At 73.0% G+C, this 26,212-nt stretch carries 15 protein-coding genes; 6 read left to right on the top strand and 9 right to left on the bottom strand.

All coding sequences use genetic code 11. The features are described 5' to 3' along the window. Window positions 1-29 precede the first annotated feature (29 nt). The 4 genes from topA to ku form a co-directional block, all read right to left on the bottom strand. Entirely contained in the window at window positions 30-2,843 is a 2,814-nt protein-coding gene (gene topA, locus EDD28_RS07770) for a type I DNA topoisomerase (protein ID WP_123739080.1), read from the bottom strand. 186 nt (window positions 2,844-3,029) lie between these two features. Beyond that, complete coding sequence (locus EDD28_RS07765; RefSeq protein WP_123739079.1) at window positions 3,030-4,016, bottom strand: phosphatase PAP2 family protein; 987 nt, start codon at window positions 4,014-4,016, stop codon at window positions 3,030-3,032. A 76-nt stretch (window positions 4,017-4,092) separates the two neighbouring features. Beyond that, window positions 4,093-6,216, bottom strand: coding sequence for a non-homologous end-joining DNA ligase (ligD, locus tag EDD28_RS07760; protein WP_123739078.1), 2,124 nt, complete (start codon window positions 6,214-6,216; stop codon window positions 4,093-4,095). Window positions 6,217-6,219: 3 nt separating this feature from the next. Then, complete coding sequence (gene ku, locus EDD28_RS07755) at window positions 6,220-7,149, bottom strand: non-homologous end joining protein Ku (RefSeq protein WP_123739077.1); 930 nt, start codon at window positions 7,147-7,149, stop codon at window positions 6,220-6,222. A gap of 69 nt (window positions 7,150-7,218) precedes the next feature. Here ku and EDD28_RS07750 point away from each other — a divergent pair, with 69 nt between their 5' ends. Continuing rightward, window positions 7,219-8,028 carry a phosphotransferase gene (locus EDD28_RS07750; RefSeq protein ID WP_211339137.1) on the top strand — a complete coding sequence of 270 codons (810 nt, stop codon included), beginning with the start codon at window positions 7,219-7,221 and terminating at the stop codon, window positions 8,026-8,028. Between the two features lie 145 nt (window positions 8,029-8,173). Here the strand turns inward: EDD28_RS07750 and EDD28_RS07745 are convergent, their stop codons facing one another. Both EDD28_RS07745 and EDD28_RS07740 read right to left on the bottom strand, forming a co-directional pair. Beyond that, window positions 8,174-8,953, bottom strand: coding sequence for a glycosyltransferase family 2 protein (locus EDD28_RS07745; RefSeq protein ID WP_425469967.1), 780 nt, complete (start codon window positions 8,951-8,953; stop codon window positions 8,174-8,176). A gap of 131 nt (window positions 8,954-9,084) precedes the next feature. Beyond that, the gene (locus EDD28_RS07740; RefSeq protein ID WP_170169390.1) at window positions 9,085-10,068 is read right to left on the bottom strand and encodes a DUF5926 family protein; all 984 of its coding nucleotides are present in this window, start codon (window positions 10,066-10,068) and stop codon (window positions 9,085-9,087) included. Window positions 10,069-10,174: 106 nt separating this feature from the next. On the opposite strand from EDD28_RS07740, the gene pgm reads away from it, so the two are divergent. The 3 genes from pgm to EDD28_RS07720 all read left to right on the top strand — a co-directional run bounded on the left by pgm (window position 10,175) and on the right by EDD28_RS07720 (window position 14,048). Then, entirely contained in the window at window positions 10,175-11,863 is a 1,689-nt protein-coding gene (pgm, locus tag EDD28_RS07735; RefSeq protein ID WP_123739074.1) for a phosphoglucomutase (alpha-D-glucose-1,6-bisphosphate-dependent), read from the top strand. 156 nt (window positions 11,864-12,019) lie between these two features. Further along, window positions 12,020-13,432 (top strand): MFS transporter, encoded by a 1,413-nt coding sequence (locus EDD28_RS07730; protein ID WP_211339136.1) that lies wholly within the window; start codon window positions 12,020-12,022, stop codon window positions 13,430-13,432. A gap of 235 nt (window positions 13,433-13,667) precedes the next feature. Beyond that, complete coding sequence (locus EDD28_RS07720; protein ID WP_123739073.1) at window positions 13,668-14,048, top strand: thioredoxin family protein; 381 nt, start codon at window positions 13,668-13,670, stop codon at window positions 14,046-14,048. Window positions 14,049-14,330: 282 nt separating this feature from the next. Here the strand turns inward: EDD28_RS07720 and EDD28_RS18140 are convergent, their stop codons facing one another. Next, window positions 14,331-21,161 (bottom strand): ExeM/NucH family extracellular endonuclease, encoded by a 6,831-nt coding sequence (locus EDD28_RS18140; RefSeq protein ID WP_211339135.1) that lies wholly within the window; start codon window positions 21,159-21,161, stop codon window positions 14,331-14,333. Window positions 21,162-21,373: 212 nt separating this feature from the next. Next, window positions 21,374-23,056 carry a glucose-6-phosphate isomerase gene (gene pgi / locus EDD28_RS07710; RefSeq protein ID WP_123739072.1) on the bottom strand — a complete coding sequence of 561 codons (1,683 nt, stop codon included), beginning with the start codon at window positions 23,054-23,056 and terminating at the stop codon, window positions 21,374-21,376. Between the two features lie 227 nt (window positions 23,057-23,283). On the opposite strand from pgi, the gene EDD28_RS07700 reads away from it, so the two are divergent. Beyond that, on the top strand, window positions 23,284-24,624 hold the full coding sequence (locus EDD28_RS07700; protein WP_123740001.1) for a uracil-xanthine permease family protein: 1,341 nt from the start codon (window positions 23,284-23,286) through the stop codon (window positions 24,622-24,624). A 139-nt stretch (window positions 24,625-24,763) separates the two neighbouring features. Here EDD28_RS07700 and EDD28_RS07695 read toward each other — a convergent pair whose 3' ends face one another. Further along, entirely contained in the window at window positions 24,764-25,252 is a 489-nt protein-coding gene (locus tag EDD28_RS07695; RefSeq protein WP_123739070.1) for an Hsp20/alpha crystallin family protein, read from the bottom strand. A gap of 316 nt (window positions 25,253-25,568) precedes the next feature. On the opposite strand from EDD28_RS07695, the gene EDD28_RS07690 reads away from it, so the two are divergent. Next, window positions 25,569-25,961, top strand: a complete 393-nt coding sequence (locus tag EDD28_RS07690; RefSeq protein WP_123739069.1) for a hypothetical protein — start codon at window positions 25,569-25,571, stop codon at window positions 25,959-25,961. The last annotated feature ends 251 nt before the right edge of the window (window positions 25,962-26,212 follow it).

Here is a 26,212-nt window from a genome sequence, read left to right as displayed (position 1 = left end):
GCGGCGCCGACGCGCCCCCGGGACCGCCGCTACTTCTTCTTCGCGGTGGCGCGCGAGCGCGTCGTCGTCGAGCGGGTGGCCCGCTTGACCGGCCCCTTGGCGCGCTTGTCGGCGAGCAGCTCGTACGCCCGCTCGGGCGTCAGGTCCTCGACCGTGTCGCCGCGCGGCACCGTGACGTTCGTCGTGCCGTCGGTGATGTACGGGCCGAACCGGCCGTCCTTGACGACGACGGGCTTCTCGCTCACCGGATCCGTGCCGAGCTCGCGCAGCGCACTGGCCGCGGCGGCGCGCTGACCGCGCCGCTGCTTGGGCTGGGCGTAGATCGCGAGCGCCTCCTCGAGGGTGACGTCGAAGAGCTGCTCCTCGCTCTCGAGCGAGCGCGAGTCCGTCCCCTTCTTGAGGTAGGGGCCGTACCGGCCGTTCTGCGCCGTGATCTCGTCGCCGGACTCGGGGTCGACGCCCACGACGCGGGGCAGCGTGAGGAGCTGCAGCGCCTGCTCCAGCGTCACGGTGTCGAGCGCCATCGACGCGAACAGCGAGCCCGTGCGCGGCTTCGGCTTCGCCGGGGCCTTCTTGCGCCCCTTCGCCGGAGCCGCACCGCCCTCCGCAGCACCCTCCGCGACGGCCGGCGCGTCGTCCGGGATCACCTCGGTCACGTACGGGCCGTACCGCCCGTTCTTCGCGACGATCGCGTACCCGGTCGCGGGATCGACGCCCAGCTCCCGGTCGGAGTCGTTGCGCGTGAGCAGCAGCTCGCGCGCCTTCTCGGCCGTGAGCTCGTCGGGAGCGACGTCCTCGGGGACGGAGGCGCGCAGCGGCTCGCCCGCCTCGCCCGTCCCCTCGAGGTAGGGCCCGTACCGACCAACGCGCAGCGTGATGCCGTCGCCGACGGGGATCGAGTTGATCCCCCGGGCGTCGATCTCGCCGAGGTCGTCGACGAGCGGCTTGAGCCCCGGCGTCCCCGACGCCCACGGGCCGAAGTAGAACTCGCGCAGCCACGCGACGCGGTCCTGCTCCCCCCGCTCGATGCGGTCGAGGTCGGACTCCATCGCGGCCGTGAAGTCGTAGTTGACCAGCGGCCCGAAGTGGTCCTCGAGGAGCCGGACGACCGAGAACGCGAGCCAGCTCGGCACGAGCGCCTGCCCGCGGCGCAGCACGTAGCCGCGGTCGACGATGACGGAGATCGTCGCGGCGTACGTCGAGGGCCGGCCGATCCCGCGGTCCTCCAGCGCCGCGGTGAGCGAGGCCTCGGTGTAGCGCGGCGGCGGGGACGTCTCGTGGCCGTCGGCCTCGAGGCCGTCGACGCCGAGCGCGTCGCCCAGCTCCAGCTCCGGCAGGCGCGACTCCCGGGCCGCCCCGGTGCCCGAGCCGGCCCCCTCGGCCTGCGCCGATGCCGGGTCGCGGTCGTAGCGGCTGGCGTCGCGGCCCTCCTCGTACGCGGCGAGGAACCCGCGGAAGGTGATGACGGTGCCGGACGCGCTCAGCTCGGCCGGCGTGCCGACCGCGAAGGTCCCCGAGATCTCGGACGCGACCGGTGCCGTCGTCGACGCCGCGACCTTGACGGACGCCGTCGAGCCGCGGGCGTCGCCCATCTGCGAGGCGACCGTGCGCTTCCAGATGAGCTCGTAGAGCTTGAACTCGTCGCCGCGCAGCTCACCGGCCACCTGCGCCGGCGTGCGGAAGTGGTCGCCGGCGGGGCGGATCGCCTCGTGCGCCTCCTGCGCGTTCTTCGACTTGTTCGCGTAGAACCGCGGCGCCTCCGGCACGTACTCGGCGCCGTAGAGGTCGGCGGCCTGGCGGCGCGCCGCCGTGATCGCCTCGTTGGACAGCGTCACCGAGTCGGTGCGCATGTAGGTGATGTAGCCGCGCTCGTAGAGCGACTGCGCCGTGCGCATGGCCGCGCGCGAGTTGAGCCGCAGCTTGCGGCTCGCCTCCTGCTGGAGCGTCGAGGTGGTGAACGGCGGCGCCGGGCGACGCGTGTACGGCTTGGTCTCGACGGAGGACACCGCGAACGACGCCGGCTCCAGCGCCGTGACGAGCTCACCGGCCGCGACGGCGTCGAGGTGGACCGTGTCCGGGGAGCGCAGCGCGCCCGTGTCGTCGAAGTCGCGGCCCGTCGCGACGCGGCGGCCCGCGAGCGAGGTGAGCCGCGCCGTGAAGGCGTTGCCGGCCGTCGAGCGGCCCGTGTCCCGCGGGGCGACCAGGTCGGCCGAGACGTCCCAGTAGGTCGCGCTGCGGAACGCCATCCGCTCGCGCTCGCGCTCGACGACGAGCCTCGTCGCCACCGACTGCACGCGACCGGCGGACAGGCCGGGGCCGATCTTGCGCCACAGCACGGGCGAGACCTCGTAGCCGTAGAGCCGGTCGAGGATGCGGCGCGTCTCCTGGGCGTCGACGAGGCCGGTGTCGAGGTCCCGGGTGGCCGTGAGCGCGCGCTCGATCGCCTCCTTGGTGATCTCGTGGAACACCATCCGCTTGACCGGAACCTTGGGCTTGAGCACCTCGAGCAGGTGCCACGCGATGGCCTCGCCCTCGCGGTCCTCATCGGTGGCGAGGTAGAGCTCGTCCGCGTCCTTGAGCTTCTTCTTGAGCTCGGCGACCTTCTTGCGCTTGTCGGCGTCGACGACGTAGTAGGGGTCGAACCCGTTCTCGACGTCGATCGCGAACTTCCGGTACGGACCCTTCTTCATGTCCGCCGGAAGCTCGGAGGGCTGGGGCAGGTCGCGGATGTGCCCGACGCTCGCCTCGATCTCGTAGCCGGAACCGAGGAACCGCGAGATCGTGCGGGCCTTCGTCGGCGACTCGACGATGACGAGCTTGGTGGGCGTGCTGGCCAAGGACATACCTTCCATCGACCGGCGGATCGGCCGGTGACTGGTGCGTGCTACGTGTTCGAGGCGTCCCGCGCGAGCGGCGGGACTCGGACGCTCGCGCGGCGGTCGCCGCGGCGGAGGTCCTGCGCGGACGATACCCCGGTTCCCTGGACCCGGCGCAACCGCCGGCCGAAACCTGTGGACGGACCGGCGACGTCAGCGTCGGGCGAGGAGCTGCCACCAGACGAAGAACGCGGCGGCCCCGCCGGTCCCCGCGCACGCGCCGACGTAGGCGGCCCGTCGGGTGACGGGTTCCAGCAGCGCGCTGCCGCTCGACAGGTCCCCGCCCGCCCGGGCGAACGCCACCGACAAGGCGACGAACCCGACGGTCAGGCCCGCCACCGCCGCGACGCCGAGCAGCCAGGACACGAGGATCCGCAGCGGGTTCACGACCACGTCCGGGACCGCGCGCCCCCGGTTCGGGATGAGCACGAGCAGCGACCACGCAGCCACGACCGCGAACGCCGCCACCGCGTCGGACGGGCGGTGCCAGGCGAGCGCCAGCGTCGCGATGCCCGTCGCGCCCGCGTAGAGGACACCGAGCAGCGCGACGAGCGGCCGCCACGACCGTCCGACGACGATGAGCAGGATCGCCACGACCGAGGCCGCGACGGTCGTGTGCCCGCTCGGGAGGGAGTTGCCGTAGGTGGCCTGCGGAAGGTCGTCGATCGGACGCTCGATGACCCCCTTGAGGAGCTGCGTCGTGAGGTTCGCGCCGACCACGACGACGACGGCGCGCACCGCGTCCCCGAACGCCTTCCGGGCCAGCGCCAGGACGACCGCGACGATCGTGGCGCCGACGAGGAACAGCGGCGACACGACGCCCAGCACCACCTTCGCGTACGGCTCGACCTGCTCGCGCCCCAGGGTCGAGCCGAGGAACGCCGCCTGGTCGACCATCCGCCAGGCCGGGGTCAGCACGAACAGTCGGACCGAGGCGACGACCACGGCGATCGACAGGATCAGCCCGGCGACGCACCAGAGCCAGCGCGTCTCGGTCCTTGGCACGTACCGACCGGTCGCGAACGGCGACCCGACCGGCTGCCCCGGCGATCCCGGCCCGCCCGACGGCGCGGCGGGTCGGGGGGCGTAGCCGCCGGGCTGGTAGGCCGGAGGTGTGGCCGGGGAGGTCGGGTCGCTCACGGAACTACCGTAGGTGCGCCGACCGACACGTTCCCGGTTCCTCGCGAGTTCTCCACAGGCCCCGACCGCCGCGTCGTCACTCGACCGGTTCGACGTCACCCTGCCAGCGGGGCAGCCGCAGCCGGCCACCGTCCGTCCACTGGTCGGCCAGCACCTCGCCGCCCAGCTCCGGACGGACCCAGGTCGCCGTGCGCGCATCGGCCCGCGGCACGGCGTCGAGCCCGCCGGCGAACGGCGGCTCCGCGACCTCGAGCCGGCGCAGCCGCGCGAGCAGGCGCTCCAGCGCGGCGGTGGAGAAGCCCGTCCCGACCTTGCCCGCGTACCGCAGGCGACCCCCGTCGTCCCGCGTCCCGACGAGCAGCGCGCCGATCCCGCCCGCGCGGCGACCCTGACCGGCCGTGAAGCCACCGATGACGACGCGCACCTCGAGCAGGTGCTTCACCTTGACCCAGCTCCCGCTGCGCCGCCCGGGCTGGTAGCGGGAGTCGCGGCGCTTCGCGAGCACCCCCTCCCCGTCGAGCTCCCGGCTCTCCCGCATCGCTGCCGCCAGGGTGTCCGCGAGCGGCTCGGTCTGCACCCAGGCCCCGGGCCCCGTCGCCGCGAGACGGCCGGGATCGGCCGGCGGCAGGTCCAGCGCGGAGAGCACCTCGAGGCGGGCGTCCAGGGGGTGGCCGACGAGGTCGACGCCGTCGAGCTCGAGCACGTCGAACAGCATGAGCCGCAGGCGGTCGCCGTTGAACGTCCGGTTCTGCAGCGTCTGGAAGCTGGGCCGACCGGCCTCGTCGAGCGCGACGACCTCCGCGTCGAGGATCCCCACGTGCCCGGCGAGCGCCGGCGGCACCGCGGCGACCGGCCCGAACTCGGCCGTGACGTCGCGGCCCGATCGGGTGACGAGGGCGACGGCGGTCGCCTCCTCGTCAGCTCCGCCCGACGGGCCGACGTCCGCCGCCCCGGCCGCCGGGCCGACGACGACGAGCACCCGGTACCCGTCCCACTTCGGCTCGAACCGCCACCGCGTCCCGGCGTCGGGGGCGGCGAGCTCGGCCTCGCGGGCCGGGTCGAGCGTCGAGGCGAGCATCGGGTCCGGGAGCGCGGGCATGCGCGCGAGGGTGGGCGGTGGCGGTGTCGAGGGCACCACGGGCTGGCTCGGTCGCGGCCGGCGCGCCGCCCGCGGCCGGGCCGGCCCCGGCGAGGCGGCGCCCGGCGAAGGCGCTCCCGACGACTCCCCCGCCGGCAGCAGCGGCGCGAGCAGGTCACCGTCCCGCGCCACCCGCTCCAGCACCTCGGCCATCGTGAGCTGCGGCAGCCCCTCGCCCTCGGCCGCGGCCTCGATCTCGGCCCAGGTCCGTGGCGCCGCCACCCACGGCCGCGCCCGCCCGCGCACCGAGTAGGGCGAGACCGTCGTCTTCGCCGGGTTGTTCTGCGAGTGGTCGACGAAGACCTTGCCGTCGCGGATCGCCCGCTTCATCGAGGTGACGACGAGGTCGGGCAGCTCGGCGGCCAGCGCCCTGGCCAGCTCCGCCGAGACCTCGCGGGCCTGCGCCGAGGAGATGGCGTGAGCGCCGCCGAGGCCGGCGTACAGGTGGAGCCCCTTCGACCCCGACGTCACGGGGAAGACCGCGAGGCCGGCGCCCTCGAGGATGTCGCGGGCCGCGAGCGCCACCCGCGCGACGTCCCGCATCGTCGTGCCGGGGCCGGGATCGAGGTCGACGACGAGCCGGTCCGGGTCGGCCGTCGCCTCCTCCAGGACGTACGGCGAGCCGCCCGGCCGCTGGTCGCGCGCCGCCTCCGGCAGGCGCCACTGGGGGACGTGCAGCTCGATCGCGGCGAGCTGCGCCGCCCACGCGAGCGCCGCCTCCTCCTCCACGAGCGGGTAGGTCGCCACCCGGTGCTGGTGCTCGACCGCCGCGCGCGGCACCCAGTCCGGCGTCCCGGAGTCGAGGTTCTTGGTGAAGAAGGACTGCTGCTCGGTCCCGTTCGGCCACCGCTTGCGCGTGACGGGCCGACCCGCGAGGTGCGGCAGCATGACCGGGGCGATCCGGCGGTAGTAGTCGACGAGCTCGCCCTTGGTCGTCGGCCCGTGCTCGTCGTCGCCCGGGAAGAGGACCTTGTCCGGGTTGGTGAGCCGCACGCGGCGACCGCCCACGTCGAGCGTCTGCGCGTCACCACCGGACCTCGCCGCGGCCGAGCTGGCGGCCATGGCTCAGGACGCCTTCGGCTTCTTGGCCGGGGTCTTCCTCGTCGAGGTCTTCGCGGTCGAGCTCTTCGCAGTCGAGGCTGTGCCGGTCGAGGCGGCCGGCTTCTTCGACGCGGCCCTGCCCATCGTCGAGCCGGACGACCCGGACCCGCCCGCCTTCTTGCGCTCCTCGACGCTGCGGCGCAGGGCGGCGACGAGGTCGACGACGTCGCCCATCTCCTCCTCCTGCTTCTCCTCGGTCGCGAACGCCTCGCCGCCCTTGAGCTTGGCGTCGATCAGCTCGCGGAGCTCGTCGGTGTAGGTGTCCGGGTACTCGGCGGGGTCGAAGTCGCCGGCCATCGACTCGACGAGGGCGGTCGCCATGGCGAGCTCCTTGGCCGTGACGTCCGGGGCGTCGGCCAGCGCGGCGGTCGCGTCGGTCTCCAGCGCGCGCACCTCGTCCGCCCAGTGGATCGCCTGGACGACGAGGACGCCCTCGCGCACCCGCATGATGCCGAGCCGGGCCTTGCCGCGCAGCGCGAACGACACGACGGCGACGCGGCCCGTCTCGCCCAGCACCCGCTCCAGCAGGGCGTAGGCCTTCGGGGACCGGCCGGCGGGCTCGGCGTAGTAGCTCGTCTCGAACAGGATCGGGTCGACCTGCTCACCCGGGACGAACGAGAGCACCTGGATCTCGCGCTTGGCGGCCGTCGGGAGGGTCGCCAGGTCGTCCTCGGTCACGATGACGCGCTCACCCTCGTCGTCGTAGGCCTTCGCGATGTCCTCGTAGGAGACGACCTTCCCGCAGACCTCGCAGCGCCGCTCGTACCGGACACGGCCGCCGTCCTCGACGTGCACCTGGTGGAAGGAGACGTCGTGGGAGGAGGTGGCCGAGTACAGCTTGACGGGCACGCTGACCAGGCCGAACGCGATGTCGCCGCTCCACAGGGGTCTCATCGGGCCATCTTGCCCCGCCCGGGCGTCCCTGGCGAGGGTCGGGGGCGCGGCTCGGGCAGGATGACGACCATGACGGACGCCGAGATCCCCCTGCCCGGCGGCGACGTCACCGACGGGGTCGTCCGCGTCGGCGACACGGTGCGCCGGCCGATCGGCGACCACTCCGCCCTCGTGCACCGCGTCCTGCGCCACCTGGAGGACGCGGGGTTCGCCGGTGCGCCGCGACTCCTCGGGGTCGACGACCGCCAGCGCGAGATCCTGACCTTCGTCGACGGCGAGGTGGCCGGCCGGCCGTGGCCGGCCTGGGTAGCCGACGACGCGCGAGCCGAGTCCGTCGCACGGCTGCTGCGCCGGCTCGACGACGCGATGGTCCCGTTCGGCCTGCCGTCCGACGTGCCGGTGGATGCCCCAGAGCGACCGGGGGTGCCGCCACGGCCGGGGCCACCACCCACGTTCCTCGGCCACCGGGACGTGACGCCGGAGAACACGGTGTTCCGCGAGGGGACGGCCGTCGCGCTCATCGACTTCGACCTGGTTCGGCCCTCGACCCGCGTCGACGAGGTGACGAACCTGCTGCTCTGGTGGGGCGCGTGGATGCCGCCCGAGGACCGCGCGGAGGTCGTGCGCGACGTCGACGCCGCCGCGCGCGGCCGCCGGCTGCTCGACGCCTACGACCTGGAGGAGGACCTGCGCCGGTGGGTGGTGCCGGTCTCCGTCTCGACGGCCCAGCGGTCCTGGCACTCGATGCGCGAGCGGGCCGAGACCCTCGGCGGCGGGTGGGCCCGCATGTGGCGGGCGGGCGTCGGCGACCAGATCCGGCGTCGAGAGCGGTGGCTGCGCGAGAACGAGGCGGTGCTCACGGCCGCCGTGATGGGCTGAGACGGCGACCGCTGCGCGCGGATCGGTGCACGACCCACTCGCGCGCGCCGCGCGTCACCGCTGGTCAGCGCGGCGGGGTGAGCGACGAGGGGGCGTGGCGGGGGCGACGATCCGCAGAGAGCGGACGGCTCCGGCCGCCGGAGGCTCAGGCAGGCTGCGTCGGGTAGCGGCGCACCCGGCGGACCGCGATCGCGTACGCGATGTCGCGGTACTGCGCGCCGCGGTGGAGGTAGCCGCGCAGGTTGGTCCCGCTCGCCCGGTGCCGCAGGTCGCACGGGACCTCGACGACGGCGAAGCCCTGCTCCAGCAGGTCGATCGTCATGCCGGTCTCGACACCCCAGCCGCGGGCGAGCGGCAGCGCCGCCTCGAACGCCTCGCGCGCGAGGCACCGCTGCCCGGACAGGGGCGCGCGCGGCGTCCAGCCCGAGACCTTGTGGATCGCCCGACGGGCCAGCCCCAGCACGATCCCGTGGCCACCAGCGCCCTCCTGGGCCGGCAGGACCGCGATCGAGAGGTCGGCCTTGCCGGCGAGGACCGGCGGGACGAGCGGCGCAGCGTTGACGGCGGTGTCGCCGAGGTCGGCGTCGAGGAAGAGGAGCAGCCGGGCGGGCTCGCCGTCGGCGTCGCGCATCGCGGCCACCGCCGCCCCGGTCTCCATCGCCGCGGCCTTGCCGCGGTTCTGGGAGTGACGCACGACGACGGCGCCCGCGGCGCGGGCCACGTGCTGGGTGTCGTCAGCCGACCCGTCGTCCACCACGATGACGAGGTCGACGTTGGGGATCGCCCGCGCGGCGCGGACGGTGGCGGCGATGCGCTCGGCCTCGTCCTTGGCGGGCAGGACGGCCGCGACACGGCGCGACCGGACGGCAGCCGAGGACGCCTCCTCGTCTGCCCCCCGCTGGCTCGCGGGCCTCGCACGCACCACGCGCAAGGGGTCCCGAGCCGCGCCCTCAGCGTTCACAGGCCTTACCTTACGTCTATCCGGACTTGTGCGGCTTTTGACCCGCGGTGTGAGATGCCCGAACCGTCTCGACCGACGCGACGACCCGCCGCGCGTCAGCGCAGGCGAACCTGGCGCGAGACGAGGCCGTTGCGCGCGCCCCGCTCGGCCGCGGTGAGCTGGTCGGTCGTCGCGAGGGCGTCGGCCAGGCGCTCGGCGAACGCGGCGACGGGGGCGGTGAGCTCGTCGGCCTCCGTGCCGCGGGCCAGCTCCCAGACGGGGACGAGCACGCCGCAGGTGCGGAAGGCGCCGATGAGGCGCGTGCCATCCTCGAGCGCCGAGGCGCGCCTGGCGTGCAGGCGGGCCAGCGCGTCGAGGGTCGCCTCGTCCTGCGCCGGGACGATCCAGCGGAGGAACTCCTTGCCGTTCATCCGGCACCAGTAGGCGGTGCCGAGGCCGGCCTCGGGCGCGGTCGCGAGCGCCGGGAGGGGGACCTCGACCGTCGGGACCATGAGCTCGTTGGCGTTGTCGAGGGCCGCGGCGATCTCGGGGTCGCCGTCCGCCTCGTCGCCGACCCAGTAGCCGAAGGAGTCCTGGACCTGCGCCGCGAAGTCGCCGGGCTCCAGGACGTCCTGCAGGCGCGGGCCGGGGCCGGGCAGCTCGGAGAGCTGGAGCACGTCGCCCGGCTCGAGGTCGAGGGCGTGCAGGAGCGTGTTCGCGACGTCGCGGCTCACGTCGCCGCTCGTGCCGACCGTCTGGAGGCCGATGAGCAGCTCGCCGTCCTGGCGCCGCAGGGCCGGGACGAGGTCGGGCAGGAGGCTGACGACCGTGACGTCACGGGCTCCGTGCTCAGCGGTCGTCCTCACGCGGGCGGTCCCGGCCGGGATGATCTCGCGCAGCGCGACCCAGTCCGACTCGCCGGGGAGCCCCTCGAAGGGGCGCGCGACGAACTCGACGGCCTCGCGCCGGGGAGCCGCGGCGGCCGCCTCGGGGGACGGGGAGCCGGCGTGGTCGGAGCGCGGGGCGCGGCCGGCCGGACGGGTCGTCCGCGCGGACGCGGACGCGGGGCGCGAGGAGGGACGGCGGTTCTTCTTGGCCATGGTGCCCAAGACTAGTTGTGCGGCCGCACGACCGAACGCGCCGCCGGAACGACAGGTTGTCCACACCCCCTCGCGCGGGCGCCGCCCCTGCTGGCAGGATCGGGCCATGCACGAGCGCGCCGGCCAGCTGGCTCTTCCCGAGGACCTCATCGACGTCGACCGTCTCGTCGGTCTGTACTACGACGGCGTGCCGGACATCGACGATCCGGGGCAGCAGGTCGTCTTCGGCACGTCCGGCCACCGCGGCACGAGCCTGACCACGTCGTTCACCGAGACCCACGTCGCGGCGATCACGCAGGCGATCGTCGAGTACCGCCGCGCCCAGGGGATCGACGGCCCGCTCTACGTCGGCCGGGACACGCACGCGCTGTCGCACCCGGCGGAGAAGACGGTCGTCGAGGTGCTCGTGGCGTGCGGCGTCGAGGTCCGGGTGGACGCGCGCGACTCCTGGACGCCGACGCCGGCCGTGTCGCACTCGATCCTCACGCACAACGGCGCCGGCACCTCCGAGGGGGTGCGGACGTCCGGCCCCGGGATCGCCGACGGCATCGTCATCACGCCGTCGCACAACCCGCCGACGGACGGCGGCATCAAGTACAACGCGACGGACGGCGGCCCCGCCGGCGGGGACGTCACCGGCTGGATCGCGCGCCGGGCCAACGAGATCGCCCGCGCCGGCCTCGCCTCCATCGAGCGGGTGCCGTACGAGCGGGCGGTGACGTCGGAGCTGGTCGTCAAGCACGACTACCGGTCCTCCTACGTCGACGACCTCGACGCCGTCATCGACATGGAGCTGATCGCCAGGGCCGGCGTGAAGATCGCGGCCGACACGCTGGGCGGCGCGGCGATCGAGTACTGGGGTGCCATCGCCGAGCGCTACGGGCTCGACCTCACGGTCATCCACCCGGACTACGACCCGACGTTCTCCTTCATGACGCTGGACTGGGACGGCAAGATCCGGATGGACTGCTCCTCCCCGTACGCGATGGCGTCGCTGCGCGGCCTCATGGACGCCCCCGAGGGCGACGACCTGCGGATCGCCTACGACCTCGCGACCGGGAACGACGGCGACGCCGACCGCCACGGCATCGTGACGCCCGACGGCGGGCTGATGAACCCCAACCACTACCTCGCGGTGTGCATCGACTACCTGTTCCGCAACCGCGAGCAGTGGCCGGCGACGGCGGCGGTCGGCAAGACGCTCGTGTCCAGCTCGCTCATCGACCGCGTGGCCGAGGGTCTCGACCGTCGGCTCATCGAGACCCCGGTCGGGTTCAAGTACTTCGCCGACGGCCTGCTGTCCGCGCAGATGGGCTTCGGCGGCGAGGAGAGCGCCGGGGCCTCGTTCCTGCGCAAGGACGGCACGGTCTGGACGACGGACAAGGACGGCTTCATCCTCGACCTGCTCGCGGCGGAGATCATCGCGCGGACGGGCGAGTCGCCGTCGGCGTACCACCGCCGGCTGGTCGCGTCGTACGGCGAGAGCTGGTACGCGCGCGTCGACGCGCCCGCCACCCGCGAGGAGAAGGCCAAGCTCAAGGACCTCTCCCCCGCCGCCGTCACCGCGACGACGCTCGCCGGGGAACCGATCATCGACCGGCTCGTCACGGCGCCCGGCAACGGCGAGCCCATCGGCGGCCTCAAGGTGACGACGCAGAACGCGTGGTTCGCCGCGCGCCCGTCCGGGACCGAGGACGTCTACAAGATCTACGCGGAGAGCTTCGTCTCGCCCGAGCACCTGCTCGAGGTCCAGGCGGCTGCCCGCGAGGTCGTGAACGACGCGATCGGCGCCTGAGCGCCCGCGGGCTCGTCCCGCGCGTGCGCCGGTTCGGGCGGTCGGACGCCTGGTTCGCGCCGCGCGCCCACCGGGTTCGACCCGCGGACGTGACGTTCGCCATCGTCACCACTCGTAACGATTCGACCGAGACCCGGCGGATGGGAGAATCAGGACGTGCTCGCCCCCTACCGTGACGTCCTCTCGCGGCCGAACGCGTGGAAGTTCTCCCTCGCCGGCGTCCTCGCGCGCCTGCCGATCTCGATGGTCGGGATCGGCATCGTGCTGCTCGTCAGCGACCAGCGCCTCTACGGCTCCTACGCGCTCGCCGGGCAGGTCAGCGCGGTCTACGTCATCGCCCAGGCCGTCGCCGCCCCGCAGATCGCGCGGCTCGTCGACCGCTACGGCCAGGCCCGGATCATGCGTCCCGCCATCGCCCTCTCGATGACGGCGCTCGCCGCGCTCGCGGTCGCCGGCGCGCGTCTCGCGCCGCCCGTGCTGCTCATGGTGCTGGCCGCGGTCGTCGGCCTCACGATGGGCAGCATCGGCTCGCTCGTGCGGACGCGGTGGAACGCGGTCGTGCGCACGCCGAAGGAGCTGCACACGGCCTACAGCCTGGAGTCGGTGTTCGACGAGGTCGTGTTCGTCATCGGCCCGGTGCTCGCCACCATCCTCGCGACGTCCTTCCACCCGACGGTCGGGATCGCCGTGGCGATCACGGCGGCCGTCGTTGGCGGCTACCTCTTCCTCGCGCAGCGCGCCAGCGAGCCGCTGCCGACCGGGCGCGCCGTCGATCCCGAGCACCGGGGATCGCTGCTGCGCTCGCCCGCGCTGCTCGTCATCATCGTCGTGTTCGTCTGCATGGGGACGATCTTCGGCGCGACGGACGTCTCCACCGTCGCCTTCGCCGAGGAGGTCCACCGCAAGGACCTCGCCGGCGTCATCCTCGCGTGCTTCGCGTTCGGCTCCGGCATCGGCGGCCTGCTCTACGGCGCACGGCACTGGCGCAGCCCGCTGTGGGCGCGGTTCGCGATCGGGAACGTGGCGCTCGCGGCCGGCGTCTCGCTGTTCTTCTTCTCCTCCTCGCTGTTGACGCTCGCGGGGACGATGGCGGTGGTCGGCCTCGTCATCGCTCCGACCCTGGTCAACGGGAACGCGCTCGTCCAGGAGATCGTGCCCGGGCCGCGCCTCACCGAGGGGCTCACCTGGATCGGGACCGCCCTCGGCGTCGGCGTCGCGACGGGGTCGGCCATCGCCGGCCCGCTCATCGACGCCCACGGGTCGCACGCCGGCTTCCTCGTCTCGACGGGCGCCGGCGTCCTCGCGACGCTCGTGACGGTCACCTCGATGGCCGCCCTGCGTCGCCGTCGGGCGGCTCGGGCGAACGTCGCCGCCGTCCTCGATGCGGTCGAGCCGTCCGACGGGGTCGAGCCGGTTGGTCCGGTGGGGCCGAGCGGTTCAGCAGACGTGGTGGGGCCGACCGGTCCGGCCGACGCGGTCGAGCCGGCAGACGCGGTCGAGCCGGTCCTCGGCGCGGCCGATCTGCCTGACGCGTCGCCCGATGCCGCGCCGGGCGACGCCCGCCCCTAGCCGCCGACCCCGCCCTGCCCCGCCAAGGGCCGCCCGCGGCTGCCGGGACGAACCTCCGGGCGGTCGCCCGCGCGACCGCCCGGCCCGTCTCGGCACCACGGCTCAGGACGAACCGGACCCGGCTCCCCACCCCGATACCCTCGGGGGCATCCGGGAATGACGGGGCGCGTGCGTCCGTTGTACCCGGTGGAACCACGCGCCCGGGCTCGGGCGCACCATCGACCCGAGGAGCACCATGGCCACCGTCAACCTGGGTGAGCAGACCTTCATGCCGGCGATCGAGAAGAACGGCACCGTGATCGTCGACTTCTGGGCGGAGTGGTGCCCCCCGTGCAAGCGGTTCGCCCCCACCTTCGAGGCCGCCTCCGAGAAGCACGGCGACATCCTGTTCGGCAAGGTCGACACGGAGGCCGAGCAGAACCTCGCCGCCCAGGCCGGGATCACCAACATCCCGACGCTCATGGCGTTCCGCGACGGCATCCTCGTCTACCGCGAGGCCGGCGCGCTGCCGCCGCCGGCGTTCGAGAAGCTCATCGCGGAGATCGAGGCGCTCGACATGGACAAGGTCCGCGCCGACATCGCCGAGCGCGAGGCCGCTGAGGCCACCGAGGCCTGAGCCTCCCCAGCGGACACGCGACGAGCGCGGGGTCCGGCACCTGATCGGGTGCCGGACCCCGCGCTCGTCCCATGCTCGGCCGATGTCGATGCGCGACGTCGGGTGCGCGACCCGATGCGCGACGGCACCTCACGCCGCACTGCCGGACGCACGACGTCACGGCTCCGACGGTCCGGCTCCCGACGCCACGCATCCCGTTCCCGAGGCCCAACGCCGGACGCGCGCCCCGCGGGTGTGAACCCGCGAGGCGCGCGCCTCGGTCATCGCGTCATCGCGCCCGCATCACCTCTGCTGGAGCGACCGACGTCGCGCGGCGAGCGCCGCCCCGACGCCGACGGCCGCGAGGGCCACGACCACGATCGGCAGCACCGACGCACCCGTCCCCGGCATCGAGCCGCCGGGCTTCGTCGACGTCCCGCTCGGCGTCGGCGACCCACCGTCGGTCGGCGTGTCCGTCGGGGTGGGCGAACCGGTGTCCGTCGGGTTCGGGTCCTGCGCCGGCACGATGGTCAGCGGCAGGTTCGCCGTCGTCCCCGACTCCGTCGCCACGACCGTGAGCGTCGATCCGCCCCCGGCCAGCGCCCGAGCGGCGAGCGGCGCGGGCGCCGTCCCCTTCGGGATGGTCACGGAGATCGCGGCCTTGCCGTCGACGACGTCGAACGTGCCCAGCTCCGCGCCGCCGAGCGACACGGTGACGGACGTGTTCTCCGGAGCACCGAGCGACGTGAGGTTGAGCGAGCCGACCTCGAACTCGAGCGTCGAGCCCTCCTCGACCTCGCCGAGCTCCGGGGCGGTCACGCCCTGGCGGGCGAAGTCCGGGTCGATCGGGGCGTCGGCGCTGTTGTCCCTGAGGTACTGGATCCACGCGTCACGGTCGATGAGACCCGAGTCGCGCGTCCCGGTGCCCTCGGCCAGCGTGCGGAAGTTGTCGCCACCCTCGAGCAGGAAGCTGAACGACCCCACGCGGTACTCGGCCTCGAGGTCGAGCGCCACACCGTCGACCGTCACGGACGTGATGTGCTTGCCCTGGTCGTCCAGGTCGCCGAACAGCACGCCGTCACCGTCGGGGTCCGGGTCCCAGGTGTAGGACACGTTCTCCGACAGGCTGAGCTGCAGGTACGGCCGCGAGGGCACGTTCCCGTTGCCGTCGACCTGCCACTGCTCCTCCAGCGCGTCCACGAGCTGCTGCCCGGTGAGCGTGGTGGTCCAGAGGTTGTTGACGAACGGCAGCACCGCGTTGGCCTCGGCGTAGGTGATGACGCCGTCCTCGCCGTAGAAGAGCTCGGCGCGCAGGCCACCCGGGTTGACGATCCCGATCGTCGCCCCGCCTCGGTCGGCGTCCGACAGCGTCGCGACGAGCGAGTCCGCCACGAGGTCGCCGAGCGCCGACGCGGCGGCGCGGTTGTCCCGGCCGCTCGTCGGGAGCGGGCCGGGGCCGACGTACCGGCCGTCGACGTAGGAACCGCCCGAGAACGCCGTCGTGATGTCGGCGCTCACCTTGCCGATCGGCTGGCCGCCGATCTCCGAGGCGTAGGCGATCGCCGCGTCGACGATCTGCTTGACCTCCGCCACCCGCGGGAACGCGGAGACCAGAGCGGCCTCGGACGTCGTGGTCCGCGGGATGTTGCGGGCCTCGTAGGCGACGACCTCGCCGGTGGTCGGGCTGACCACCAGGTCGACGCGGCCGAGGTACTCGCCGTAGGAGCCGGTCTGCAGGATCGGACGGGTCTTCCCCTCGACCCCGGGAACCGGGGCGTCCCACGCGTACTGCTTGTGCGTGTGACCGGTGAAGATGACGTCCACCGCGGCGTCGGTCTTGGTGACGATGTCGGCGAACGCACCGCCCGCGTCGACCTCCTGCTCCAGCGTGGCGCCGTCCGGCGTCCCGGCGCCGGCACCCTCGTGGTACTCCGCCACGATGACGTCGACCTCGGGGTGCGTGGTCGCGAGCTCGCCGACCACCCGGTTGACCGCCTCGACCGGGTCACCGAAGGTCAGACCCTCGATGCCGCCGGGAGAGACGAGCGCCGGGGTCTCCTCGGTGATGGCGCCGATGACGGCGACCGTCAGACCGTTGACCGTGTGCAGCGAGTACTCGGGCAGCACCGTGTTGCCGTCGGCGTCATAGACGTTGGCGCCGAGGTAGGGCCACTGCGCGTTGTTCCCGCCGTCGATCACGCGATCGATCAGGTCGTCGATCCCCTGGTCGAACTCGTGGTTGCCCACCGCGGACGAGGCCAGCCCGAGCGCGTTGAGCACGTCGATCGTCGGCTGGTCCTGCGCCACCGACGAGGTGAACAGCGACGCACCGATGTTGTCGCCGGCCGAGAGGAACAGGTCCTCGCCGGCGTCGGCGCGGATCGCGGCGCGCTGCTGCTCGACCGTCCCGGCGAACTGGACCGTTGCCCCGTCGTTCACCGGCCCGATCCGACCGTGGAAGTCGTTGATGTTGAGGAACGACGCGTTGACGTACTCGGACTCGATCGCGATCGGGACCCGGATCTCGGTGCCCGAGGGGGCCGCCGTGACGACGAGCTGGCGATCGCCGCCGGCCGCCGTCGCCGGGATCTCGACGTCGACCGACGCCGACCCGTTCGCCACCGGGAAGGTGCCGAGCACGTCGAAGCCGAGCGTCACCGTCACCTCCGTGTTCTGCGGCGAGCCGAGCGAGGTCAGGTCGAGACCGCCGACCGTGAAGGCCACGCGGTCCCCCGCCGCCGCGTCCTCGAGCGCCGGCACCTGGGTGGCGCGGCGGGCGAAGCTCGGCGAGACGGGCTTGTGCGCCTTCAGGTAGTCGATCCACGCGTCGCGGTCGACCAGGCCGGAGTCCTTCGTGTCCGTGCCCTGCGTGAAGATCCGGAAGTTGTCACCGCCGGTCGCGAGGAACGAGAAGGTGCCGATCCGGTAGCTGGCCGCGGGGTCGTAGGGAGCTCCGTCGATCGTGATCGACGTGATCCGGTCGCCCTCGGCCCGGCTGTCGTCGTACGTGTAGGACACGTTCGACGAGAGCCCGAGCTGCAGGTACGGCCGCGACGGCACGTTGCCCGCCGCGTCGCGCTGCCACTGCTGCTCCAGCATCGTCTTGAACTGGTCGCCGGTGAGCGTCGTCGTCCACAGGTTGTTGACGAACGGCAGCACCGCGTTGGCCTCGGCGTAGGTGATGACGCCGTCCTCGCCCCGGAACAGCTCGGCCCGCAGGCCACCCGGGTTGACGACGCCGATCGTCGCGCCGCCGAGACGCTCGTCGGACAGGGTCGCGACGAGGGAGTCGGCCACGAGGCCGCCCAGCGTCGACTCCTTCGCCCGGTCGTCCCGACCCGTCGTCGGGAGCGGACCGGAGCCGACGTACGTGCCGTCGACGTAGGAGCCACCGGCGAACGCCGTCGTGATGTCGGCGCTCACCTCACCGATCGGCTGGTTGCCGATCTCGGCGGCGTGCGCGATCGCCGCGTCGACGATCCCCTTGACCTCCGCGACCCGCGGGAAGGCCGAGACCAGCGCGGCCTCCGCCGTCGTGGTCCGCTTGACGTTGGTCGCGGTGTAGTCGACGACCTCCCCGCTCGACGTGTCGTAGGTGAGGTCGACGCGGCCGAGGTACTCGCCGTAGGAGCCGGTCTGCAGGATCGGACGCGTCTTGCCCGCAACGCCCGGGACGGGAGCGTCCCACGCGTACTGCTTGTGCGTGTGACCGGTGAAGATGACGTCCACCGCGGCGTCGGTCCCGGTGACGATGTCGGCGAACGCACCGCCCGCGTCGACCTCCTGCTCCAGCGTCGCCCCGTCGGGGGTGCCGGCGCCGGCGCCCTCGTGGTACTCCGCCACGATGACATCGACCTCGGGGTGCGACGTCGCGAGCTCGCCCACGACCCGGTTGACCGCCTCGACCGGGTCACCGAAGGTCAGACCCTCGATCCCGGCCGGGGTCACCAGCGCCGGCGTCTCCTCGGTGATCGCGCCGATCACGGCGACCGTCAGGCCGTTGACCGTGTGCAGCGAGTACTCCGGAAGGACGGTGTTGCCGTCGGCGTCGTAGACGTTGGCCCCCAGGTAGGACCACTGCGCGTTGTCACCGCCGTCGATCACCCGGTCGATCAGGTCGTCGATCCCCTGGTCGAACTCGTGGTTGCCCACCGCGGACGACGCGAGGCCGAGCGCGTTGAGCACGTCGATCGTCGGCTGGTCCTGCGCGACGGAGGAGGTGAACAGCGACGCACCGATGTTGTCACCGGCGGAGAGGAAGAGCGCCTCGCCCCCGGCGTCCTCGATGTCCTTGCGCTGCTCCTCGACGGTGCCAGCGAACTGCACGGTCGCCCCGTCGCCAACCGGCCCGATCCGACCGTGGAAGTCGTTGATGTTGAGGAACGACAGGTCGACGTTCGGGTTGTCATCGGCGGCCTCAAGGCCGACGATCACCGGGTCGTGGTCGGAAGAGCGGTAGGCGTTCGGCTCGTAGTAGATCGCGCCGTGGTAGTTGTACCGGCTGTACTCCAGCGCCAGCGGCTCGCCCGAGTTGATCTGCCAGATGTCGGCGCCCGTCGCGCGGCCCAGGGCCACGTCGTTGAGGAGCACGTGGTCGAGCGACCCGGACAGCCCCTGGAAGCTGTAGGAGGACTCGTCGAGGTCGAAGTGCTGCTCGACGTCGGCGTACCCGGCCGTGTAGAGGACCTGGAGCGGGTCCTCCTGCCCGTAGGAGTTGAAGTCGCCGAGCAGCACGACGGCGTCACCGTCGTCGGTCTGGTCCGCGACCCAGTCGCGCAGCGCGGTCGCCTGCAGGACTCGCGAGCCGTTCGACGCACCCTGGCCGTTGCCCGTGTCCGTGTCCCCGGGGAACGGTCCGGCCGACCCCTTGGACTTGAAGTGGTTGACGACGACGAAGACCTCGTCGGCCGCCGTGCCACCGACCGGCACGAAGGTCTGGCCGATGGGCTCGCGGGCGTTGACGAAGGGCTGGCCCGACCCGCTCAGGTTGCCCAGCGCCCGGGCGTCGCCGACGGGCGTGACCTCGGCGGGCTGGTAGATGATCGCGTTCGTGATGACGTCCTGCTGGGCCGTGCTCGGCAGGTCGGCCGAGGACGGGACGTAGGCCCACCTCGTCGTGCCGGCCCGCTCGTTGAGCGCGTCGACCAGGGTCGCGGTCGCCTCGTCGGGCGTCTCGCCGAGCTTCGCGGAGTTCTCGATCTCCATGAGGCCGACGACGCTCGCGTCGAGCGCGTTGATCGCCTCGACGATCTTGACCTGCTGCCGCGCGAGGTTGTCCGCGTCCCAGGCCCCACGGGCGTTGCAGCCGGTGTTGACCGTGATGGGGTTGCCGTCGCGGTCGGGGTAGGCCTGGCAGCCGGCGACGTCCTTGCCCAGGGTGGTGAAGTAGTTGAGGACGTTGAAGGAGGCGACCGTGATGTCGCCGCCGACGGCCGCGGGTGCGGGCGTGCGGGTCTGCTCCCAGGTCACGGGGTAGTCGCCCGGCTCCTCGGCGGTCACCTGCGTCGTGGGGTTGAGCTTCCACGCGTTGTTGCGCCAGTCGACGATCACCGGGGCGACGAACGTGATCGCCGCACCGACGCGGAGCTGGTTGTCGGCCGCGATGTACGTCGGCTTCAGCGCGCTGTTGGCGGGGGAGAGGAAGTTCGTCGACGCACCGTCGTCGACGGCGACGGCGCGCGCCGCGTTGTCCGCGACCACGGCCGCGGCCTCGGGGGTACCGGGAGGCGCGATGTCGGTCGGCTGGAGCAGCGGCTCGGTGCCGGACGCGATGCCGATCTCGCCGTACTGGTTGGTCGAGTACGTGTTGCTGATCGTGTAGTCGCCGTCGGGCTGGAGGAGCATCGACTCGATGGCCTCACGCTCGGGGTTCGTCGCCGGCCACGCCATGGCGAGCGGCTTGGGCGCCTCCACGACGTCGGACAGGATGCTGACGCCGCCGGATGCGACCGTGATCTGGCCGAGGCCGTTGTACTCGCCGACCTGACCGGTGACCTCGACGTAGTCGCCGAGCTCGACGTCACCGACCGTCGCGGAGGAGAAGACGAAGATCGCGTCGGAGACCGTGCGGTCCTCGGTGTCGTCGCCGCCCGTCCCGGGGGTCTGGATGACGTAGCCGTTGAAGCCGCCGGTCGGGTAGTGCGCCGTCACGACGCCGCGCGTCGTCACGGTGCGCGCCGTGAAGCCGGCCGCGCGGATGTCCGCGATCGGGGCGTCCTGCGGCTCCGGCTCCGGCGGCACCACGACGTCGCCGCCCTGGGGGGTCGGCGGGTTCGCGACCGTGAAGTCGGCCGCGTTGTTGGCCGTGTTGGTGCTGTCCGCGTCGCGGGTGATCGACGTGGTGTTCGACGGGGCCGGCGCCGCACCGGTTCCCGCGTAGGCGGCACCGGTCCCGAAGCCGACGAGGTCGACGACCCGCGCGTCGCTCGCGCACGCCGTGGTAGCGCAGCTCAGCGCCGTCGTTCCCGTCGCGAGCGCGACGTTGCCGTTCGTGCCGGAGAGGTTCACGGTGCCCGACGCGTCCGGCGTCGGGAGCGCCGCGCCGACGGCTCCGCCCGAGGCGCCCTGGACGAGGTAGTAGCCCCCGGCCTCGAGGACTCCGGTGAGCGGGATGATGCCGCTCCAGTTGGTGCCGGCGGCCGAGGCGTACTGGACGGACCAGCCCGAGAGGTCGACGTCCGACGTGCTCACGTTGCGCAGCTCGATGAAGTCGTGGGTGAGGACGGCGTTGGCGTTGCCGCCCCCGCCGTAGACCTCGTTGATGACGACGGGCGCGGAGGTCGACACGGAGAACAGGCCGATCCCGGGGACGTCGTCGTCCTCGGTGGTGGGCTCATCCGCGGGTGCGTCCGTCGGGGTGCCGGTCGACTCGTCGGACGAGCCGTCGCCAGCGCCGTCCGCGGGCAGGTCCGCGGGTGTCGGCAGGGTGGGGGTGGAGGACTCCGGCGTGGCCGGGTTCTCCGGATCGGTGGTCTCCGCCGAGGCGGAGACCTCGGGCGCCTCGACCGCGTCGGGAGCTGATGGCTCCGCTGCGGCGGGTACGGCAGCGGCCAGGGCGGAGGCGGCGACGAGCGCGCCGCTTCCGGTGGCCGCGATCACGCGCACCAGGGTGCGGCGACGTGACTGTCGACTCATGGTCAGGAACCTCTCGGATCAGGATGCCCCCTGACCCGATCGACCGTAGAGCGTTCCCCTGACCCGGGGGAACCCTTTGGTGGCGCTCCGGCAACAATCGCATGAACTCTGCCGTCTGCCACGCACGATCCCGCGCGAAAACGCGCGGCGCACGCAGGCGCGACGAGCCGGGCGCGGGTCGCTGAACGATGACCGCGCCCGGCTCGGCGAGCTCAGTCCTCCCGGTGCGCGAGGTAGTACGCGACGAGCTCGCGCGTCGAGGCGTCCTGGCCGGCGAGCGCCGCCTCGTCGCCGCCGAGCGCGGGCGCGATCTCCAGCGCGAGCTTCTTGCCGAGCTCGACGCCCCACTGGTCGAAGGAGTTGATGCCCCAGACCACGCCCTGGACGAACGTGATGTGCTCGTACAGCGCGACGAGCTGGCCCAGCGCCGCCGGCGTGAGCGCGGGGGCGAAGATCGAGGTCGTCGGCCGGTTGCCGGCGAACGTCCGCGCGGGGACGAGCGCACCGGTCGTGCCCTCGGCCTCGACCTCAGCCGACGTCTTGCCGAACGCGAGCGCCTTCGTCTGCGCGAGGAAGTTGGCGAGGAACAGCTCGTGCACGTCCTGCCCCCCGTCCTCCAGCGGGTACGCCGGGTTCACGAAGGCGATGAAGTCGGCCGGGATGAGCAGCGTGCCCTGGTGGATGAGCTGGTAGAACGCGTGCTGGCCGTTCGTCCCGGGCTCGCCCCAGAACACCTCGCCCGTCCCCGTCGCGACCGGCGAGCCGTCCCAGCGCACCGACTTGCCGTTCGACTCCATGGTGAGCTGCTGCAGGTAGGCGGGGAACCGGTGGAGCTGCTGCGCGTAGGGCAGCACGGCGTGGGTCTGCGCGCCGAGGAAGTTGACGTACCAGATGTTCAGCAGCCCCATGAGGACGGGGACGTTGTCCTCGAGCGGCGTCGTCGCGACGTGGTCGTCGACCGCGTGGAAGCCCGAGAGCAGCTCCCGGAACACGTCGGGCCCGAGCGCGATCGCGAGCGTGAGCCCGATGGCCGAGTCGACCGAGTAGCGCCCGCCGACCCAGTCCCAGAACCCGAACGCGTTGGTCGGGTCGATGCCGAACGCTGCGACCTTGTCCAGGGCGGTGGACACCGCGACGAAATGGTGCGCGACGGCCTCCGCCCGCGCCCCGTCCGCGTCGCCGAGCGCGCCGCGCTCCGCCAGCCCGGCCCACAGCCAGTCCCGCGCGAGCCGCGCGTTCGTCAGCGTCTCCAGCGTCGTGAACGTCTTGCTGGCGACGACGAACAGCGTGGTCTCGGGATCGAGGTCCGCGGTCTTCTGCGCGAGGTCCGTCGGGTCGATGTTGGAGACGAACCGCGCCTCGATGCCGGCCGTCGCGTACGGCTGGAGCGCCTCGTAGACCATGACGGGGCCGAGGTCCGAGCCGCCGATCCCGATGTTGACGACGTGCGTCACGCGCTTGCCCGTCAGGCCGCGCCACTGCCCGTCGCGGACCCGCTCGGCGAAGGCGTCGATGCGCGCGAGCACCTCCTGGACGTCGTGGTCGACGTCCTGCCCGTCGACCACGAGCCCCGGCTCGGCGCCAGCCGGACGACGCAGCGCCGTGTGCAGCACGGCGCGGTCCTCCGTCGTGTTGATGTGCTCGCCGACGAGCATCGCGCGGTAGCGATCGAGCACCCGGGTCTCCTCCGCGAGCGCCACGAGCGCGGCGAGCAGCTCGTCCGTCAGGAGGTTCTTCGACAGGTCGACGTGGAGGTCGGCGAGCTGCTTGGTGTAGCGGGTGGCCCGGGTGGGGTCGGCGGCGAACCAGGCGCGCAGGTCCGGGGCGAAGGAGGCCTCGAGGTCGGCCAGGCGGGCCCAGGCTGCGGTGGTCGTGGGATCGATCGGAGCGCTCATGTCCGTAACGCTAGTGGCCTCCACCGACGGTGACCTCCGACGTACGACCTACCTGTGGACGAGCGCCCGGGGGCTGTGGACGAGCCCCGCCACCGTCGTCGCGCGGCACCGGACGAACCGCCGTCGCCCGCGTCCCACCCGGATCGGCGCGGCGGGCCGGAACGAGCGACGCGGCGGGGTCGGGGATCACTAGGGTGTTCTCGGCCATCGACCCGAAGGACACCGCCATGTCGCAGCAGACAACGCCCCCGTGGGGCACCCGCCCGGGCATCTTCTCCTGGAACCTCTACGGCGACGGCCGTCACATCGCGGGCGGGCAGGTGGTCGGGCCGCACCAGCGCCTGAGCTGGCCGCGCACCATCGGCATCGGGATGCAGCACGTCGTCGCCATGTTCGGAGCGACCTTCCTCGTGCCGCTCATCACGGGCCTCCCGCCGGCGACGACGCTGTTCTTCTCGGGCATCGGCACCTTCCTGTTCCTGCTCATCACGCGCGGTCGCGTGCCGAGCTACCTCGGCTCGAGCTTCGCGTTCATCGCGCCGATCGCGGCGGCGAACGAGCAGGGTGGGATGGCGGTGGCGCTCGGCGGCGTCGTGGTGGCGGGCGTGCTGCTCGCCCTCGTCGGGCTGCTGGTCAACTGGATCGGGCACTCCTGGATCGACCGGGTGATGCCGCCGATCCTCACGGGCACGATCGTCATGCTCATCGGCTTCAACCTCGCGCCGGCCGCGTGGAACAACGTGCAGGTCGCGCCCGTGACGGCGATCGTCACGATCCTCGCCGTCATCCTCGCGACGGTCCTGTTCAAGGGCATCCTCGGGCGGCTGTCGATCCTGCTCGGCGTCCTCGTCGGCTACGCCTGCGCGCTCGTCCGGGGCGAGGTCAGCTTCGACCTCGTCCGCGAGGCCGGCTGGGTCGGGCTGCCGCACTTCCAGACGCCGCAGTTCTCCGTGGCCGTGCTCGGGCTGTTCGTCCCCGTCGTCCTCGTCCTCATCGCCGAGAACATCGGCCACCTCAAGTCCGTCGCCGCGATGACCGGCGAGGACCTCGACCCCATGACCGGGCGCGCCCTGTTCGCCGACGGCCTCGCCACGACCCTCGCCGGCGCTGGCGGCGGGTCCGGCACGACGACCTACGCCGAGAACATCGGCGTCATGGCGGCCACGCGCGTCTACTCGACGGCCGCCTACCTCGTCGCGGCGATCACGGCGTTCCTGCTCTCGCTCTCGCCCAAGTTCGGTGCGCTCATCGCGACGATCCCCGGGGGCGTGCTCGGCGGCGCCGGCACCGTGCTCTACGGCATGATCGGCATCCTCGGCGCGCGCATCTGGGTGCAGAACAAGGTCGACTTCGCCGACCCGGTGAACCTCACGACGGCCGCCGTCGCGCTCATCGTCGGCATCGCCAACTTCACCTGGGGCTGGGGTGCGCTCACGTTCGAGGGCATCGCGCTCGGCTCGTTCGGCGCGCTCGCGATCTACCACGCGATGCGGTGGATCGCGCGGTGGCGCGGCACCCACCAGGAGCCGGCGTCGCCCGCCTCGGTCCCCGCGGACGAGGCGGTCTGACCGAGCCGGCGCCGCGGCGCAGAGGCTCAGCACGGACGGGTCGGGCCTGCACTCGCGCGAGTGCGGGCCCGACCCGTTGCGTCTGCCCCGTGCCGTCGCTCCCGCGGCGGACGACGGCGCCGGATCAGCCGGCCGCGGATCAGCCGGCGGCGACCTCGACGGGCCGGCTCTCGCCGGCGACGGCTCCGGCGTTCTCCGCGTCCGTCGCCGCGGCGAGCACGGTCGTCGGGGCGCCGTGCTGGACCTCGATCCGGCGCGGCTTGGCCTCCTGCGCCACCGGGATGGTGAGCGTGAGGACGCCGTCGCTGTAGGAGGCGCTGATCTGGTCGAGGGCGAGGCCGCGACCGACGGTGAGCTGGCGGGCGTACGTGCCCGACGGGCGCTCCTTGGCCAGCCACTGGACGTCGCCGGTCTCGGGGGTCGTCCGCTGAGCGCGGATCGTCAGGGTGCGGTCCTCGACGTTGACGTCGATGCTGCCGGGGTCGGCCCCGGGCAGGTCCATCGCCAGGACGTAGTGGTCACCGGACCGGTACAGGTCCATCGGCATCTGGGTGCTCGCGCGCTCGGCGGTGAGCATCTGGCCCATGAGTCGGTCGAGCTCACGGAACGGGTCGTACGTGCGTGCCATGTCTCCACTCCTTCAGGTCGGGGGGACCGGGTTCGGTCCCGCTCACACCCACAGTTCTAGCACTCTCGCCCGACGAGTGCCAGTCAAAGTTGAGTCGGGTTCGCTCAAGGCGAACCGGGGCCGCTCGACTCCCCTGACGGCCATCAACCACGTGACATCGCACGGAGCATGCTGTAGAGTTGACTGTTCGCCTGCGGCAGCGTCCCACCCTTGGGGCAGCAGCCGCGCGACCCCGGCCCCCGCCAGCGGCCGGGCGCGCAACGAGAGCGCGCCGCCGCGGCCCGAGACCGGGTCACTCGATCAAGGAGCAGTACCCATGTCCATCTCTCACTTCGACAACCACACCATCGACCAGGCCTTCCCGGCACGCGATGCCGAGACCGCCCGCGCCGTCCGCGAGACCGAGGCCCTCGTCGCCGCCATCGTGCGCGGCGAGATGTCCTCGCCCGACGCGTTCGCCCGCCCGGTGCCGGTCGCGTTCCTCGACGACGGCCGTCGCGTCTTCCTCCTGGTCGACCGCGGCCGGACGACCTCGCGCACCGATCGCGAGCGTCCGCTCGACAAGCCCCGCTCGTGGGGCATCGAGGTCGCGACCGACGGCGACCTGGTCGACAACACTCCCAGCCACGTCGCGGTCCGCTCGACCCGGCGACTCACGCCGCAGGCGGCCGCCGACGCCGTGCGCTACGCGCTGGCGACCACCGCCTGACGGACCGCGTCACCGGGCCCGGCCCGGTGGACCGTCCGCTCGCTCGGCGTCGTCGGGTTCGCCCGGTGTCACCGGGCTTGCGCCGCGTCTCGGGCTCGCCCGGCGTCGTCGATCCGTCCGGCCGACCCACTCGGCTCGGCCGGGCGGCCCGCTCGGTGTCCCAGCGGCCGGCCCCGCACCGTCGGCTCGCTCGGCGTCGGTGTCGTCCGAGCGGTGAGCTCGGTCGGCGGCGTCGCCGGATCTCAGGCGTC

This window comes from Salana multivorans (assembly GCF_003751805.1).
GTDB lineage: Bacteria > Actinomycetota > Actinomycetes > Actinomycetales > Beutenbergiaceae > Salana > Salana multivorans.
This window is presented reverse-complemented; position numbering and strand designations above follow the sequence as displayed.